At 35.5% G+C, this 15,574-nt stretch carries 22 protein-coding genes; 6 read left to right on the top strand and 16 right to left on the bottom strand.

Annotated elements, in window-relative coordinates:
* Positions 1-1,141 precede the first annotated feature (1,141 nt).
* From ABWU72_RS03470 to ABWU72_RS03460, 3 genes are all read right to left on the bottom strand, one after another.
* A complete protein-coding gene (locus ABWU72_RS03470; protein WP_015588787.1) occupies positions 1,142-1,720 on the bottom strand; it encodes an RlmE family RNA methyltransferase in 579 nt (192 codons plus the stop codon).
* Between the two features lie 76 nt (positions 1,721-1,796).
* Complete coding sequence (locus tag ABWU72_RS03465) at positions 1,797-2,372, bottom strand: PopZ family protein (protein ID WP_353283874.1); 576 nt, start codon at positions 2,370-2,372, stop codon at positions 1,797-1,799.
* Between the two features lie 19 nt (positions 2,373-2,391).
* Positions 2,392-3,615 (bottom strand): TolC family protein, encoded by a 1,224-nt coding sequence (locus ABWU72_RS03460; RefSeq protein WP_006279873.1) that lies wholly within the window; start codon positions 3,613-3,615, stop codon positions 2,392-2,394.
* 129 nt (positions 3,616-3,744) lie between these two features.
* Between ABWU72_RS03460 and rplM the strand changes: the two genes are divergently transcribed.
* The 3 genes from rplM (at position 3,745) to ABWU72_RS03445 (ending at position 5,127) form a co-directional block, all read left to right on the top strand.
* A complete protein-coding gene (rplM, locus tag ABWU72_RS03455; RefSeq protein ID WP_010082596.1) occupies positions 3,745-4,203 on the top strand; it encodes a 50S ribosomal protein L13 in 459 nt (152 codons plus the stop codon).
* A gap of 10 nt (positions 4,204-4,213) precedes the next feature.
* Positions 4,214-4,669: a 30S ribosomal protein S9 gene (gene rpsI, locus ABWU72_RS03450; RefSeq protein ID WP_006279875.1), complete on the top strand. Its 456-nt coding sequence runs from the start codon at positions 4,214-4,216 to the stop codon at positions 4,667-4,669.
* 146 nt (positions 4,670-4,815) lie between these two features.
* Entirely contained in the window at positions 4,816-5,127 is a 312-nt protein-coding gene (locus ABWU72_RS03445) for an HU family DNA-binding protein (protein WP_006279876.1), read from the top strand.
* On the opposite strand, the gene ABWU72_RS03440 is transcribed toward ABWU72_RS03445, so the two are convergent.
* Positions 5,120-5,827, bottom strand: a complete 708-nt coding sequence (locus ABWU72_RS03440) for a pyridoxine 5'-phosphate synthase (RefSeq protein ID WP_353283873.1) — start codon at positions 5,825-5,827, stop codon at positions 5,120-5,122. The genes ABWU72_RS03445 and ABWU72_RS03440 overlap by 8 nt on opposite strands.
* Before the next feature lie 136 nt (positions 5,828-5,963).
* On the opposite strand from ABWU72_RS03440, the gene ABWU72_RS03435 reads away from it, so the two are divergent.
* From ABWU72_RS03435 to ABWU72_RS03425, 3 genes are all read left to right on the top strand, one after another.
* Positions 5,964-6,257 (top strand): transposase, encoded by a 294-nt coding sequence (locus tag ABWU72_RS03435; RefSeq protein WP_007548709.1) that lies wholly within the window; start codon positions 5,964-5,966, stop codon positions 6,255-6,257.
* Positions 6,242-6,610, top strand: coding sequence for an IS3 family transposase (locus ABWU72_RS03430; protein WP_155968462.1), 369 nt, complete (start codon positions 6,242-6,244; stop codon positions 6,608-6,610). Before ABWU72_RS03435 ends, ABWU72_RS03430 begins: the two co-directional genes overlap by 16 nt.
* A 101-nt stretch (positions 6,611-6,711) precedes the next feature.
* Positions 6,712-6,846, top strand: a complete 135-nt coding sequence (locus ABWU72_RS03425) for a hypothetical protein (protein ID WP_269203991.1) — start codon at positions 6,712-6,714, stop codon at positions 6,844-6,846.
* A gap of 107 nt (positions 6,847-6,953) precedes the next feature.
* On the opposite strand, the gene ABWU72_RS03420 is transcribed toward ABWU72_RS03425, so the two are convergent.
* The 12 genes from ABWU72_RS03420 to ABWU72_RS03365 all read right to left on the bottom strand — a co-directional run bounded on the left by ABWU72_RS03420 (position 6,954) and on the right by ABWU72_RS03365 (position 15,450).
* Positions 6,954-7,436 carry an IS630 family transposase gene (locus tag ABWU72_RS03420; RefSeq protein ID WP_231115908.1) on the bottom strand — a complete coding sequence of 161 codons (483 nt, stop codon included), beginning with the start codon at positions 7,434-7,436 and terminating at the stop codon, positions 6,954-6,956.
* 28 nt (positions 7,437-7,464) lie between these two features.
* On the bottom strand, positions 7,465-7,812 hold the full coding sequence (locus tag ABWU72_RS03415) for an IS630 transposase-related protein (RefSeq protein ID WP_155968342.1): 348 nt from the start codon (positions 7,810-7,812) through the stop codon (positions 7,465-7,467).
* 581 nt (positions 7,813-8,393) lie between these two features.
* Entirely contained in the window at positions 8,394-9,029 is a 636-nt protein-coding gene (locus ABWU72_RS03410; RefSeq protein WP_155968855.1) for a hypothetical protein, read from the bottom strand.
* A 128-nt stretch (positions 9,030-9,157) separates the two neighbouring features.
* A complete protein-coding gene (gene leuS / locus ABWU72_RS03405; RefSeq protein ID WP_353283872.1) occupies positions 9,158-11,674 on the bottom strand; it encodes a leucine--tRNA ligase in 2,517 nt (838 codons plus the stop codon).
* 12 nt (positions 11,675-11,686) lie between these two features.
* Entirely contained in the window at positions 11,687-12,283 is a 597-nt protein-coding gene (locus tag ABWU72_RS03400) for a murein hydrolase activator EnvC family protein (protein WP_006279879.1), read from the bottom strand.
* A gap of 45 nt (positions 12,284-12,328) precedes the next feature.
* Positions 12,329-12,655, bottom strand: a complete 327-nt coding sequence (locus ABWU72_RS03395) for a MerR family transcriptional regulator (protein WP_006279880.1) — start codon at positions 12,653-12,655, stop codon at positions 12,329-12,331.
* Complete coding sequence (locus tag ABWU72_RS03390) at positions 12,655-12,960, bottom strand: integration host factor subunit alpha (RefSeq protein ID WP_006279881.1); 306 nt, start codon at positions 12,958-12,960, stop codon at positions 12,655-12,657. The genes ABWU72_RS03395 and ABWU72_RS03390 overlap by 1 nt, the downstream gene beginning before the upstream one ends.
* Positions 12,961-13,020: 60 nt before the next feature.
* Positions 13,021-14,142 (bottom strand): MFS transporter, encoded by a 1,122-nt coding sequence (locus tag ABWU72_RS03385; protein WP_353283871.1) that lies wholly within the window; start codon positions 14,140-14,142, stop codon positions 13,021-13,023.
* 234 nt (positions 14,143-14,376) lie between these two features.
* Positions 14,377-14,502, bottom strand: coding sequence for a hypothetical protein (locus tag ABWU72_RS03380; protein WP_256437788.1), 126 nt, complete (start codon positions 14,500-14,502; stop codon positions 14,377-14,379).
* Between the two features lie 7 nt (positions 14,503-14,509).
* Positions 14,510-14,917 (bottom strand): transposase, encoded by a 408-nt coding sequence (locus ABWU72_RS03375; RefSeq protein ID WP_007548764.1) that lies wholly within the window; start codon positions 14,915-14,917, stop codon positions 14,510-14,512.
* A gap of 19 nt (positions 14,918-14,936) precedes the next feature.
* The gene (locus ABWU72_RS03370; RefSeq protein ID WP_167347183.1) at positions 14,937-15,119 is read right to left on the bottom strand and encodes a transposase; all 183 of its coding nucleotides are present in this window, start codon (positions 15,117-15,119) and stop codon (positions 14,937-14,939) included.
* A 1-nt stretch (position 15,120) separates the two neighbouring features.
* On the bottom strand, positions 15,121-15,450 hold the full coding sequence (locus ABWU72_RS03365) for a transposase (RefSeq protein WP_007548762.1): 330 nt from the start codon (positions 15,448-15,450) through the stop codon (positions 15,121-15,123).
* Positions 15,451-15,574 lie beyond the last annotated feature (124 nt).

The following is a 15,574-nucleotide window of genomic DNA, read 5'->3' as shown; positions in this document are numbered from 1 at the left end:
TTATCTTCATGCCGCCACGAACCGTCATACCGCCGCGGCGCTAACAAGAGATCCCGCTAACAAGCAGCGGGATGACGAGGCTTACCTTATCGGATTGTTTCAACACGTCATACCGCGATTCATTCGCGGTATCTCATCCGCTAACAAGAGATCCCGCTAACACGTAGCGGGATGACGAGCTTATCTTCATGCCGCCACGAACCGTCATACCGCCGCGGCGCTAACAAGAGATCCCGCTAACAAGCAGCGGGATGACGAATTACTTAACCATCATTACACCGTCATACCGCGATTCATTCGCGGTATCTCTTAACATAGATCCCCTACTATACCTTAACATAGATCCCGCTAACACGTAGCGGGATGACGAATTACTTAACCATCATCTACACCGTCATACCGCGATTCATTCGCGGTATCTCTTAACATAGATCCCCTACTATACCTTAACATAGATCCCGCTAACACGTAGCGGGATGACGAATTACTTAACCATCATCTACACCGTCATACCGCGATTCATTCGCGGTATCTCTAGATCCCGCTAACACGTAGGGGAATGACGAGGTCATGCCGCCGCAAACCGTCATACCGCCGCGGTATCTCTTAGCCGCTAACACGTAGCGGGATGACGGTTGTCGTTTAGCCATAAATATTAAGAAATTTACCAAATAAAAAAAAAGGCAAAAGAAGCCCTGGGGTTATTATCTGCTTTAAAATATTGGCGTTTTTTATGTTTTAAACGCTTGACAAGCAAGATTTAGCTGCTTTTAATTGCAACTAACCTACGCTGCAAATGTTTAAGAAATTTACTAAGCAGAAAAAAAGACAAAGAATCCCCGAGTTAGCTAGTCTTTTACTATCTCTGTCGAGTATTGGCATTTTTTGATGTCTTGTAACGCTTTATAAGCGCGTTCAGCTTATTTAGATAAAAATCTAGATGTAGATGAAGTTTTGTAAAGACATACAGTATCTATATACTGCAAAAAATTGAACATAAGACGCCGATACATTAAGTAATCCTTACCTTTTAATCTGCAGATTGGCGAAAGCAAATACAATAGCTTCACTATCATGATAAGGGGGCTGGCGGAGTTTGTCAAGTAAGTTTTTTCGTTTCTGTGGGCTACCTGGATTAATATTATATAGAAAGTCTGCTGCCAATAAAGCCTAAACTTACCAAATACATTTCTGTAGATTCAGATCTACTTGACTTTGGTTTAAAGTATTTTACTGTTTTAAACATTTTTTTTAGCTCGTTACAAAAATCTTTATCAGATTCTCCTTGGAAAATTTTTACTACAAACGTGCCACCATGGCTCAAGAAATGCTTTGCAAAATTGAGCGCTGCCTCACATAAAAGCATAATTCTGATATGATCCAACGATTTTAAACCACAAGATTCGGGCGCCATGTCAGATAAAATTACATCAAATTTTTGATCCTTGAATTTTTCTCTTAAAATTTCAAACTCATTGATAATATCACATTGTATAAACTCTACTCCATTAATTGCGTTCATTGGTTTTATGTCAAGAGCAACCACATTTGCACCTTTCTGAGATGCAACTTGTGACCATCCACCAGGAGAAGCACCAAGATCAATAATTTTTTGCCCTTCTTGGAATAATTTAAATTTGTTATCCATTTCTACCAGCTTATATGCTGAGCGTGACCTATAACCATCCTTGCTAGTTTTTTGCACATACTGATCATTCAAATGACGATGTAGCCACCTTGTTGAAGATAGTTTTCTGCCTCTAGCCGTCTTTACTCTAGTTTTTATTGCTAATACCCTACTTATTATTGATTATATCTTTAAGCTCTTTTTCAACTACTTCTTTTACCAGTGCATGTAGATATTTATTCAGCCATTCTGAGAGCTGAGGTTTTAAAAGAGATGTAACTAATTCTTCAACAGTAAGGTTCGCTTTTTTTTGTTGTTTATGCTGTAATTCGTTTTGCATTTTTCCAAGCAACGCTTTGATCTCTTCCATATTCTCTTTTAAAATTAGATGATCGTTATTTTGCGCTTGTAAGCCGCTATTACTCGCTTTGTTATTACTCATTTGGATATTATCGTACAAATAAATATCTTTTTTTTCTTCTGAATTGTAGCTATGGCCATTAAATTGGTTATTGTTGCAAGCCATTTCCTCACTTTGGTCATCATTATCAATGTCCTCTTTTTCATTATTTTCTTTTTTGCCATCTTCTTCTATTTCTTCTGGATACTCTTCCTCAAGGTATAGCACATCATCATTTTCATCCTTTATTTCTGCTTTATCGTTACTCGCGTTTTTACCCGATATAGCTTTTTTTATATCTTCTAGGATATCTTTTACAGATTGATTGCCTTTTTCATCATGCATAGTGCTAATACCATTAAATTTAGAGGTCTATACTATTTATCATAAAAAGCAAGTTGTAAACACTAATCACATAATTGCTTTTTGCTTCAACTAAGTCTGAACGTGCTTTAAATAATGCATCTTCAGTGTCCAAAAGGTCAGATGTACTCTTTAAATTTAAGTTTACTTCTTGCTCAACTCCTTCCAATGCTAGAGCTGCTGCTTTTTCCGCTTCTTGACTTGCTTTGATAATGGCCTTTGCTGTCAACACATTATTCCAAGCATTTACAACTGCTTGTTCTATATTTTTTACCGTTTCATAATAATCGTAGGTAGATTTTTTTGCATCCATTTTAGCTTTACTGACACCAAAAGCATTAACTCCTCTCTTAAAGATTGGAACATCAAGAGTAAAAACTACATGAACATTTTCTAATAGTTTGTCTACCTTCATACCATCCTCCCCAAAATTTTTGCTTGCACTTAGATTTAAAGAAGGAAGCCACTTGGAGCTTTCAGCAATCACTTCCATTCCGGCTGCTCTTTTTTGATAAACTGCTGCTTTTAGAGATAAATTATTGGTTTTTGCTAACTGTAAACATTCATTTAGCTCTGGAACAGAAGGTAGTTTATCATTAGCTTCAGAAAGGTCATCAGCATCTTCGCCAATCAAATGATAATAAGCAATATTTACCAACTTTAATTTACCTTCAGCATCAACTCTTTCGGATATAGAAGACGAAAATTTTGCTTTTGCTAACAAAACTTCAGCATTGGTTACCTCTCCAAGGGAAAAGCGTTTTTTCATAGCTGACAAATGTTCCAAAGAAACGCGTTCTTTATGTTCTCTGAGCTTTAATATTTCTGTCTTTTGTAAAACATTAACATATGCTTTCACAGCATTAAGTGCAAGCTCTTGTTTTAATTGCTGAAATCGCATCTTTTCTGCTTTGAGAAGATGGCTTGATCGACTGAATGTGGCAAAGGTACCACCGCCATCGATTAATTTCTGGCGCAATGTAAGTTTTTTTTCAGATGTATCAAGATTAAAGTTACTATCGAAATTGTATTGCAAATTAATGTCAGGTAAAAATCCAGCTAACCCAGAAGATTTATAGTGTTTTTCTGCGCTTTTATATTGGTAAAATTGAGACTTTATTTTTGAGCTATTTTTGATGGCTTTGCTTATCACTTCTCCCACATCGGTTGCATAGCAACTTATAGTATTAAAAATGATCGCAAGTGTGATAATCAATCGAAACATTCTAATTCCTATGCATATTGGTTGCGCAGCTCAATTACTAACATAAATTACTTTAATAATCAATAACTAATATTGTTGACACTATTGAGAAATTAAGTATATCATAGCTTACTATTGTTGGATCAAATAATGAAGACTTTTTTCTTAAAGGAGAAACAAATCAATAAAAAGTGGTTTGTCATAGATGCAGAAGGATTAGTGGTAGGGAGGCTTGCAGCATTTGTAGCGACACTATTACGTGGAAAGCATAAACCTGAGTATACACCTCATATGGATTGTGGCGATAATGTAATTATTATCAACGCAGAAAAGGTGCATTTCACCGGGAAGAAGCTTAAAGATAAAATTTACTATAAGCATACAGGTTATTCTGGTGGTTTGAAGAAAACTACTCCAGATAATATTTTAAATGGCAAATTTCCTGAGCGTGTAATAGAAATGGCAGTGAAAAGGATGCTTGATGATGGGCCTATGGCACGTAGACGCTTTGAAAATTTGTATGTTTATTCTGGTTCAGAGCATAAGCATCAAGGACAGCAACCTGAAAAGATAGATTTTGCCTCTTTGAATCGTAAAAATAAAAAGTAATGGAGTAAAAATGAAGAGTTCTACAATAAATAACAATGATTGGTCAGAAAAGACAATTAAATCAGCAGTTGATTCGCTTGGTCGTTTATATGCTACAGGCCGAAGAAAAGAATCTGTAGCAAGAGTATGGATAAAGCCGGGGAGTGGAAAATTTAGTGTTAACAAAAAAGGCGATCTAATTTCTTATTTTAAAAGAGAGTCAGTGTGCCAAATAGTAAAAATGCCATTTGTTGCAACTTCCACATTGGATAAATACGATGTATTTGCAACTGTAAAAGGTGGAGGGCTATCTGGTCAAGCAGGTGCTCTAGCTCATGGAATAAGCAGAGCTTTAAGTAGTGTAAGCCAAGATTTGCATTCTATACTACGTAATGGTGAGTTCTTAACTAGAGATTCACGTGTTGTTGAACGTAAGAAATATGGTCAACATAAAGCTCGGAAAAAGTGTCAATTTTCTAAGAGATAGTTATTTTATAGGGGTGTTTTTTTGTAAGTATTATACAAATATTTGCAAAAATGTATGATATCCTCTATTTTTGTGATGAATTTAGTTGACTATCGGTGTCAACATAATATGCTATTTATGTGATTTTTTCAATATTAAGGTAATTTATGAGTAAAGAAGATATAATAAAACAATTAAAGGAAGATTGTTCTAGTCAGAATATAGATATAACAAAATCTGATTTGAGCAAGATTCATGATGCGTTTATTAAAATAATAAAGAATGAGCTGCATGGGAAAGGTGAAATACGTTTGCATGGAATAGGAACATTTTCTACTGCTATCAGTCAGGAAAAACAATGTCGTAACCCCCAAAGTGGTGAGATCATGACTGTTCCTAAAAAGACAAGGGTAAAATTTAAAGCAAGCCAAACTCTTTTAAGTATTTTAAATGAGAAGGAAAAAGCAGCAGTTAGTTAGACATTGTCATTTTTATTGTTTTTACTACGCTGTGTAAGCCGTAAAATACAGCTTCGCTAATTAAATAGTGGCCTATGTTAAGAGCTGAGATGTGAGGTATTCTTGTCATCTTCTTAGCGTGTTTATAAGTTATGCCATGTCCTGCGTGGCATTCTATTCCTAATTTATTGACGTACTCTGCAGCATTAGTAATTAACTGTAACTTTTTTTCTGATGGATTATCACAGTAATCCCCTGTGTGAATTTCTATTATGTCAGGTTTTGTCCCTAGCTTTTCAAGATATTTTAGTTGATCAATATTTGGATCGATAAACAGTGAGACTTTTATGCTAGAGCTATGCATTTCCTCTATTATACTAGAAAGTTTACTGTGCATATTCACGATATCCAGGCCACCTTCGGTTGTTAATTCTTCTCTTTTTTCTGGTACTATACTAATCGAATAGGGTTTTACCTTTTTTGCTATTTCAAGCATTTCTTCCGTGGCTGCAATTTCAAGATTTAACTCAGTGCTAATGCTTTTTTTTAGGTTAAATACGTCTTCATCTCTAACATGCCTTCTATCTTCTCGTAAGTGTACAGTAATAAAGTCTGCTCCAGCGTCAATGGCTATTTCTGCTGCTTTCAATGGATCTGGATAAGAAGTTCCGCGTGCGTTGCGGAGGGTTGCAACGTGATCGATATTAACACCTAGTTTCACAATCTACCTCAGAAATTATTTATAGATTATACATGTTATTAGGTTTTTTGCATAGTCATTGTTTGACCTTACCCAGAAAAAGTGGAGAGAAAGAAAAGAGTTTTTTTGGGTAAAATAAAATTTTGGAGGATTAGAAATGGTAAGAGAATATACAGCAGAATTCAAATTGGAAGCTGTTAAACTGGCAAATGAACAAAGAAAGGTAGGTCAACCAGTTGCAAAAGTAGCAAGAGATCTAGGAATAAGGGATAGTGTATTAGGAAAATGGATGAAGAAATATAACGAAAAAAAGTCAGCGGCAAATGCATTTCCAGATGTAGCACCTTATGACAAAGAGAGGTTTGATTTACAAAGCAAGAGTAACAAGGGAAAGAGACATTTAAAAAAAAGCCCTGGCCAGTCAAAAAGAGTAAAATATTTTTTTATATAGTAACTGCTATAAAGTACAGGAATTATGTAGGATTTTCTGCTAGTGGCTACTATAAGTGGACCACAAGAAAAATAAGCAGTAGAGAATCAGCAAATAAAGAGCTACTCGAAGCTATTCAAAAAATATATCAAGTTTCTAAATGTAGATATGGAGCTCCTAAAATTCATGCTGAATTGAAGGCTTTGGGTAAAAGTTGCAATTTGAAAACGGTGCAAAGTATTATGCAGAAAAATGACATCAGGGCTATACTGAGAAGAAAGTTTAAAATTAAAAAACAACAAACAGATAATAGAGCTGTAGCTCCCAATATATTAGACCAAAACTTTATTGTTGATCAACCAAATAAAGTATGAGATTACTTACATCAAAACCAAGGAGGGATGGCTATATTTGGCAGCAATAATTCTCACGTATGGTAGTTAATGAGTAGTGCAATAAATAAACAATTTTGGTTATGAACTCTTTATTAATGGCCATTAATAGGCGTAAACCTGTTAAAAATCTACTATTACATAGTGATCAAGGTTCACAATATACTTTGCAAGGTTATCAATATCTCTTATCCATAAAAAACATAGATGAATCATAAAGGTTGTTGTTACGACAATTCTGTTGTGGAAAGCTTCTTTAGCTCATTGAAAAGAGAAATACTTATTGATACTTCACAACACTCTGCTCAACAAACTATAGTATTTTCTAAAATGAATGATAAATTTCCATTATGGTATTACCAACCAAAAGTTGTAAGTCTGTATATTTATGCATTAAAGGTCTGAGGCGGCTTTTGATGGTATTCCAACAATGCTCTATAGGGTTCAAATCTGGTGAATATGTTGGTAGATAGAGCAAACGGCATCTAGCATTATCTATTAACTCCTTTGTTTTGGGAGTTTTATGGAATGTGGCATTGTCCATAACTATTGTAGTACCATGTGGCAATTTAGGTAATAACATCTTCTCTAACCATGTATTGAATACCTCTTTGTCACACCCACCTTTGAAAGTCATTGGTGCAATAAATCTCTTTCCAATCCACCCGCCTATTATACTGATTCTCTCTCGTTTTCTTCCTGGAATATCTGCATAAATTTTCTTTCCTATTGGAGCACGTCCATACTCTCGGTATAACCTATTATCAACTCCTGCTTCATCTATATATAAGATGCTGGAATGGTCTATTTTTGAGATTTTATCGGTAAATCGCTGCCTATCTTCTTGATTGCGCTCTTGATATAGTGTAACTTTTTTTTAAAGTAATTCTTAGCTGTTTCAGCCTATACCAAATTGAATTTATTCCAAATCCAAGATTTTGTTTCATCTCTGCCAGCGTATGATCTGGATTCTTTTTAACATATTCTTCGAGTATTTTTGGGTCTATTTTTCGAATAAAGCTGCCGTTTTTCGATGGCCTTAGGCTTTCACCAGCGGCTTTCTTTCTTAACCAGCGGTACAGAGTTGCTATTCCTATCTCCAAAAGCTCTGCCACCTCAACCTTTGACTTCCCTTTTTCTATCATCGATACTGCCCTTTCCCTTAAATCCACACTATACGCCATTATAACTCAAATAGCTTATTATACCTTTATCATTTACTTTGGGAAGTACTATAGAACTGCAATATTTGAATACATAGAAATTTTTTATAACAAACAACGTCACTATTAACTATTGCATTCCAGAACAATTTGATGCATCATTCTTTTTGTAAAAAACATTCCACACTTTCTCTCCACTTTTTCTGGGTAAGGTCATTTTTGCCTTGACCAAGAAAAAATTCAGCTATTGCCTTACTTTCTCTTGCAACAACTTCTTCCTTAACAATTTTTCCTTTCTTATCAACGATACTTATAAAAGTTTCTTTTAGTGAGATCGCTATAATATTCCATGAGACTGCTCCTACTAATAAAAGTTTAAATTATTTTTGAAGAACTTATTCTACTGAATTCGTTACTTCGTGCTAAAATAATGGACTCCATCATTCAACAGCAATTACAGTATGTTTACCCTTTTTCTTGTTATTTTTCTAATCTATAGCTAGCGTTCAAAACCATATTCGAAAATACGTTTTCGGATTTTTTTTAATGCTGTTTATTTCATCCTCAACATCGTCTCTACCTTTATGAACTAAGTAGCAGCATTAAAAATTATAACGTACCCCTATCTCTAGAGTTGCATCTGGTATTTGTTTTGCTTTTATACCACTTAGTTGCCCACCCATGGTCATACCAACTGCACCAATTATCTGCGGAGTAATTTCATAATCAACACCTAACTTTAGTTTATAGGAAATAGAACTCAGTATTTTATCTACTACAGATGAACCAGCAGCTTCACCACCTGATTCTGGAGCACCTTGTGTTTCTTCTTCCTTTTCTTTTTCTTCTTGTGAACTATCGCCATCACCATCAACTGTATCACTAACACCAAAGCCAAAAGGTGTTATTTGGAGATATCCTCCTAAACCTCCGCTGACATATAGTTTAACGGGATCAATATCAAGGTCAGGATAGAAGCGGTAGTTTGCCAATAAGCTAGCTCCTATGCTCTTTAATGACTTAATATTACTGAGAACCTCAAGTTCAAATTTAGAGTTTTGGTCATAATGGTAACCAAGAACAACACCAGGTTTCATTTTAAAGCCACCACCCCAACCAGCACCAAAGTTTAAACCTGCATAGTACTTATCTTCTGACTTACTTGCACTATTACTAGCTGCACCTGCTAGAGATGAAGTAAGCAACACAGCCAAAACGCACAATCTCTTTATTTTCATATAACTCCTCATACAAAAAAATATATAATGCATAAGTATATATCCTTTATATTAAAAAAGATATAACTACATGTCAAAAAAAGTATAGCCATAAAATCAGATTATATAAAACGTACTACTCAGGTCTTTTATATAACTATATTTACTATCTTATTTGGTACAGCATATACAGTGCAAACTTTGCTTTGATCGATCTTACTGGACACAGAGTCTATCGCTATTTTCTTCAATTCTTCTTGAGGTAAGTTAATTGCCACCTTGATTGTTGTACGTAATTTTCCATTGATTTGCACTGCTATAGTTACCGTATCGTCAACTAATAATGATTCATCAGCTTTTGGCCAAGGTTGACCTCCTATTTCTTGCCATAGGCTTTCAGCTAGATGTGGTATGAATGGTTCGATTACTCTGATTAATATACATATACCTTCATCAATAAGAGATTTTCCAGTTTTTACGTCTATTTCAGCTATTAAATTCGTCATCTCACGAAATTTTGCCACTACACAGTTTAATCTGCAGTTTTCCAAGTCATCTGTAAGTCCGTGTAAGAGTTTATGAATTTTTTTTCTGTACTCTAGAAGTCCACCCGTAACATTTTCATTATCATAGTGTATATTTACAGGTCTTAGCTGCATGACCATACGCCACAATTTATTTACATAACGAGAACAACCTTCCACACCATCATCGGACCATTCCATATCTTTCTCCGGAGGAGTGTCGGACAACACAAACAAGCGAGCAGTATCAGCACCATACTTTTCTATGATAAAGTTTGGGTCAACTGTATTCTTTTTCGATTTGCTCATTTTTTCAACTTTGCCCACTTGAACTTTTGCACCTCGCGCTATTAATTCTTTTGCTTCTGCGGGAAATAGCCACTTACCATTTTCGTCTTTATAAGTTGCATGGCAGACCATTCCTTGAGTGATTAAAGTAGAGAAAGGCTCTTTAATATCAAAATAGCCACATTTGGTTAAAGCACGGCAGAAAAATCTTGAATAAAGCAAATGCAGAATTGCATGTTCTATCCCACCTATATAATAATCAACAGGCATAAAACGATTACATGCATCTTTGTCTATTGATTTATCTTCACTACAGAATGCAGCAAAATACCAGGAAGATTCAAAAAAGGTGTCGAATGTATCAGTTTCACGCTCTGCTTGCTTTCCGCACTTTGGACAATCAACAAATTTCCAAGTTGGGTGCTTATCCAGCGGATTGCCACCACTTGTAAATTCTACATCTATTGGTAGAACTACAGGAAGGTCTTTTTCTGGCACTGGAACAGTTCCGCAATCTTTGCAATATATGATAGGTATAGGGCATCCCCAATAACGCTGCCTTGAAACTCCCCAATCGTGCAAACGATAGTTTATTGTTTTTTTGCCTATTTTTTTTTCTTCAAATTTTTTAACTATGGCTTCCTTTGCTTCACTAACCATTAATCCGTTTAAGAATTCGGAGTTAAACATTGTCCCGTCTCCAGTATACGCCTCCTTTGTCATCTGAGTAGCTTGACACTGGGATCCATTGTAAGAATTCTGGTCACGCGCTGGAATGACACCTAAGTGGGCTGAAGAAATAACGGGAATTATCGGCAAATTATATTTCTGTGCAAATTCAAAGTCACGCTGATCATGTGCAGGGCAACCAAAAATCGCGCCTTCCCCATATTCCATCAACACAAAATTCGCTATGTAAAGCGGCAATTCCTTATCAAGAAATGGATGTTTGACGTTTAATCCGGTGTAAACTCCTATTTTTTCATCGTTCTCTCTTTTCGATTTTATTTCCTGGATCCCAGTGTCAAGCACTGGGATGACAACAGAAGAACCATTCTTTAAATCCTGCACAATAGGATGCTCTGCTGCCACTGCACAAAAAGAAGCCCCAAACAAAGTATGAGGATAAGTTGTAAAAACCTTTAATTTCTTATTCAGGCCAACTACTTCAAACTCTATAGTTGCTCCTTCAGATTTTCCTATCCAACGCTCCTGCATTGTTTTGACTTTTTCTGGCCAATTTTTCAAACTTTGCAGGCACTTGAGTAAATCTTCAGCGAAATCAGTAATCTTTAAAAACCATTGGGACAACTTACGTTTTTCAACAACTGCACCTGATCGCCATCCTTTTCCATCAACCACCTGTTCATTTGCAAGCACTGTTTGGTCCACTGGATCCCAGTTAACCCATGATTCTTTTCGATAGGCAAGCCCATGCTTTAAAAAATCCAGGAAAAATTTTTGTTCGTGTTTGTAATAATCAGGCTCACATGTGGAGAGTTCACGCTCCCAATTATAAGAAAGACCTATAGATTTCAACTGTGTACGCATATTATCTATATTCTCTTTTGTCCATGTTTCGGGGCTAATATTGTTATCCCTTGCTGCATTCTCAGCTGGTAATCCAAACGCATCCCAGCCAATTGGATGCAAAACCTCAAATCCATTAGCTCTCTTGTAACGCGCTATCACATCCCCTATTGCATAGTTACGTAAGTGTCCCATATGAATTTTACCAGATGGATATGGAAACATTTCCAACACGTAACACTTTTCTTGTTTACCACTCTTGCTTACAGAAAAATCCCATTTATCTTGATAAAATTTTTCAACACTTTTAAAATCATATTTCATATAAATCCAAATTCAATTACAGTTCATATGCATCAAAGGATCAACCGCTTGGCCATTATGTCGTATTGTGAAACACATCTGTGGATCTTTATCTTGTGTGCTTGATTTACCTGCAGATCCAATTACTTGACCTTGCTTTACTTTATCGCCAATTTCAACATGTATGTTTTTTAAATAGGAGTACACAGTCATGTAATTATCTTTGTGTTCCACTATAATTAAATTCCCATACCATCTCAGCCCTTTGCCTACATATATCACTTTGCCTGGTGCAGAGGAAACTACGTTCGTTCCATTTTGAGCAGCAATTTTTATGCCATCCTTACACATTTCATCAGAAGAGGTAGCTGAACCTTTAACTGGCATTACAAATTTACAATTTACCCCCACATTTTGTGTATTATTGTTATCTTTGTATATCCTATTTATGATGGCTTTTCTACTTTCTTTTTGCACTGAAGGCTCCCTAATTAAATGGTACTCTCTTGTATATTCCAGATCTCTTTTTCCGTAAAATTCTTCGCCTTTAAGCAGCACAGGTGCAGGTTTTTGCAGGCCACAGCCTATTAATATTGCTAATAACATAAGAAATGAGGCTATATGCCACATTTTAAACTCTCACAAAACTCCAAAATTTTAGCGAGACGTAGTGTTTCACGCCTGCTTGTTACTTTCCTCGTTATTTATTTTACTAGTTAAATAGTCCCTCAAATCGGTGAGTTCTTGCAACAAATTCTTTGTGACTTTTATATCATTACCAAATTCTTTTTGCACTCCTTTTATTGTATATCCTTTATCATATAGCATGTATTTTACTTTCTTTATGGCCTCTATACACTTGCGATCATATAGCCTTCTTCCTTTACGCTTTGTAGGCTTAATTTGATGAAATTGACCTTCCCAAAATCTCAAAACATGCTGTTCCAAATGTAGCTCTTCAGCTACTTCCCCAATCGTATAAAATAATTTTTCCTTGTTCATTAATTATTGATTGATTTTTTTATAATTTTTGAAGGCCTAAAAGAAACTGAATTTCTTGCCTGAATCATCACTTTCTCCGATGTATTTGGTATATTTCCTGGTCTTTCCTTCTTTTTCTTAACCAAGAATGTTCCAAATGACGATATTTTTACTATTCCATCCTTTACCAAGCTTGTCTTTATTTCGTCCAATATATCATCTATTATCGAAACAGAGTCTTCCTTTGATAATCCTATTTCTTGGTTTATATCTCCAGCTATCGTTGCCTTAGTTACTGTTGTGTCTTTTGTTGTAACGTGATCCATTATTGATAAATATTACAATACGTAAATATAATATAGCAATCGACTCGAGATTCAGCTACTTTATTTTTTAGAGTATGTCTCTTTTGTTGCATAATTTAAAATACCGGCAACTATCAATATCGCAAATATTGCAAAAAGTGCCATTTTATGATCTGTAAAAAGTGCTAACATTGACACTATAACTCCACTGCCAATAAACATAAATCCATTGATAATGGATGATGATGTGCTGATGTATTTTCGTTTCACAATCTCGCTGCCGACAGTAAAATTAAGCATATGTCCTCCCGCAAAAAACCCGAACATTAACATACAAAAGTACACAACGTGGACTGTTAAATGGCTGTATAGTAAAATAATAATTGAGACGCCTTGCAATAAAGCAAAAGCAGAAATTACATGTTTCCTATTTTTAAATAAGTTTGAGATTCGATCTGCAATTGGAGCACCAACTGCAAGACCAAGCCATAGTATTGCAGTTGCTATACCTGACTCCATTGCATTGAGTTCTAAGTTGCCCAGTAACCTTGGAGCCCACAAGGTATTAAGTGCTAAAAATGTTCCAAAAGTAATAGCACCCACCACTGAAGTTATCCAGATATCTCTTAATTTTAGCACTGTTAATATAGAGCACATTACTGTCTTCATAGAGCTTTTTATTGTGCGCTTTTCTGAGCTGCTTTCTGGAAGTGTGTTTGGACAAAAAAGCGTAAGTACAAATATCAACACACCAAATAGTATTATGCATACAATCAGATTTTTCCAATATGCATCTTCGGCAAGCAAGTTAGAGAACAGTATTTGAATTACCAAAGCAGAAAGGCTTGAAATTGTCTGCACTAGTGAAAACATTAGTCCAAATTGGGCAGCGGAAAAACATATGCTACTTGTGTGAGCAGCACCAATAAAACCAAATGATGCTCCAGTTGCAATCAACACTTGAGACAAAATCAAATGGGAGAAATTGTCACTATTAATAAGGACAAAAAACCCCAAGATCATAGTTGATAACGAGAAAAAATAAATTTTTTTACTGGAAAAAACATTAAACGTTGCTCCACTAAAAAATTGTAAGATGGCGAAAGTCCAAGTATATGCTGAATTAGCCAGTGCAACTTGCGCGATTGTAAGTCCAAGTTCCTTTTCGAGATTTACACTTATAAAGGTATAAATTATCTGCATGTTGCTGAATATAACAACCAAGTTACTAATCAGCCAAATGAACCAAGCCTTAGCTCTGCTTTCCATAAGATTTGTTTTTATAAGTAATCTATTAGAAATTTAACACTAAGTCTCTTTTTAAGCTATTGTTTCCTGACTACTGTTATAGCTAACCCAAAAAACGGTTTCCCTACGTTATGCCGCCGCGGTATCTCTTAGCCGCTAACAAGCAGCGGGATGACGATTGTCGGGGTGTCATCCCAGCGCCCCTATGATGTCATCCGAGTAGCCAACACTGGTTTCCATCCAAGACGGTGTCATTCCAGTGCTTGACACTGGAATGGCTTTGTTGCATCGCTCTTCGGATAGTAGGTAACGCACAATAAATTTATGAAGCTATCTCAAATTTAGCCATACCAATATCAGTGAACTTATTGAGCAAATAGCATTTAACAAGTAGTTCCTTCTCTCTATTTGTCTCAGATTTATTCCTAAAACTAAACCCGAATGTTTGTTTCAGTCGCGAGAAAAAACTTTCTATATAAGATCTTTTTCCATAACTCATCTCTTTTTTCCACTTCTTTATACCATCTTCATCATATGACTTTATGAGCTTGACTGCAGAATTTCTCTCAGCCATATAGTCTAACTTTGGATGCTCTGCTGCGTTGTTTTTCGGAGGAATTTTCGTTTTTATACCATATTGATTACACAGCTTATAGAGCTTTTCTCTGTCATATGCCCTATCTGCATATAGTACTTTTATGACATACTGAAAATCGACTTCTTTTAGCAAATCACAAGCTCCATAGTGATCAGCCGTTACTGTATTTTACAGCTATGGCTTTTTTGCTGTTTGTATTCAACATTACATGCAATTTTCTTGTCTGTTCATAGCTGCGATACTTTCTATCTTCGCTATTTTCCTTGCTATGACCAGGAGTGTTGTTGTATATACTAATTCCTGTACTGTCTATAGCAATTTCGATATCTTCCATATTATTTTCTGCAATCATTGATCTTAATATTGAGTTTCTTAAACCTTCTTGATGATTGTGAATAGCTGATAACTTGCAAATTTTTCCCAATTTGCTCAAGGTATCCTGCTATAAACCCAACTGTTTGCCTCAGGCCTATTCTAAATAAACAAGTTATTATGTGCACCAAAATTACAACTTTATCGCTATAAATATTGTTGCCACCTGGTATTTTTGGACCATTCTCGTACCACTTTTCTATGGCTTCGTTGATATAATGAAAAATATTTCCTCTTTTTTCTAGAAATTTGTTATATTCGCTATGGTTACTGACCCTCATTTTTTGTGGCATATTTTTTCTTTCAAGGTTAAATGGCTATTTTATAATGAATTTTGTCAGTAGCCACCAGATTTTTTCAGTTGCTATGCAACAAAGCCCACTGGAATCCAGACTTTAATTGTTATACTTGTAAATA

Source organism: Wolbachia endosymbiont (group A) of Lypha dubia (assembly GCF_964028575.1).
Lineage (GTDB): Bacteria > Pseudomonadota > Alphaproteobacteria > Rickettsiales > Anaplasmataceae > Wolbachia > Wolbachia pipientis.
This window is presented reverse-complemented; position numbering and strand designations above follow the sequence as displayed.

Bases quoted from the DNA above. Each gene is read 5' to 3' on its own strand.
- ABWU72_RS03465 (WP_353283874.1), bottom strand. From the start codon at position 2,372: ATGCATGATGAAAAAGGCAATCAATCTGTAAAAGATATCCTAGAAGAT.
- ABWU72_RS03460 (WP_006279873.1), bottom strand. From the start codon at position 3,615: ATGTTTCGATTGATTATCACACTTGCGATCATTTTTAATACTATAAGT.
- rplM (WP_010082596.1), top strand. From the start codon at position 3,745: ATGAAGACTTTTTTCTTAAAGGAGAAACAAATCAATAAAAAGTGGTTT.
- rpsI (WP_006279875.1), top strand. From the start codon at position 4,214: ATGAAGAGTTCTACAATAAATAACAATGATTGGTCAGAAAAGACAATT.
- ABWU72_RS03445 (WP_006279876.1), top strand. From the start codon at position 4,816: ATGAGTAAAGAAGATATAATAAAACAATTAAAGGAAGATTGTTCTAGT.
- ABWU72_RS03435 (WP_007548709.1), top strand. From the start codon at position 5,964: ATGGTAAGAGAATATACAGCAGAATTCAAATTGGAAGCTGTTAAACTG.
- ABWU72_RS03425 (WP_269203991.1), top strand. From the start codon at position 6,712: ATGAACTCTTTATTAATGGCCATTAATAGGCGTAAACCTGTTAAAAAT.
- ABWU72_RS03415 (WP_155968342.1), bottom strand. From the start codon at position 7,812: ATGGCGTATAGTGTGGATTTAAGGGAAAGGGCAGTATCGATGATAGAA.
- ABWU72_RS03410 (WP_155968855.1), bottom strand. From the start codon at position 9,029: ATGAAAATAAAGAGATTGTGCGTTTTGGCTGTGTTGCTTACTTCATCT.
- leuS (WP_353283872.1), bottom strand. From the start codon at position 11,674: ATGAAATATGATTTTAAAAGTGTTGAAAAATTTTATCAAGATAAATGG.
- ABWU72_RS03400 (WP_006279879.1), bottom strand. From the start codon at position 12,283: ATGTGGCATATAGCCTCATTTCTTATGTTATTAGCAATATTAATAGGC.
- ABWU72_RS03395 (WP_006279880.1), bottom strand. From the start codon at position 12,655: ATGAACAAGGAAAAATTATTTTATACGATTGGGGAAGTAGCTGAAGAG.
- ABWU72_RS03390 (WP_006279881.1), bottom strand. From the start codon at position 12,960: ATGGATCACGTTACAACAAAAGACACAACAGTAACTAAGGCAACGATA.
- ABWU72_RS03385 (WP_353283871.1), bottom strand. From the start codon at position 14,142: ATGCAGATAATTTATACCTTTATAAGTGTAAATCTCGAAAAGGAACTT.
- ABWU72_RS03370 (WP_167347183.1), bottom strand. From the start codon at position 15,119: ATGGAAGATATCGAAATTGCTATAGACAGTACAGGAATTAGTATATAC.
- ABWU72_RS03365 (WP_007548762.1), bottom strand. From the start codon at position 15,450: ATGCCACAAAAAATGAGGGTCAGTAACCATAGCGAATATAACAAATTT.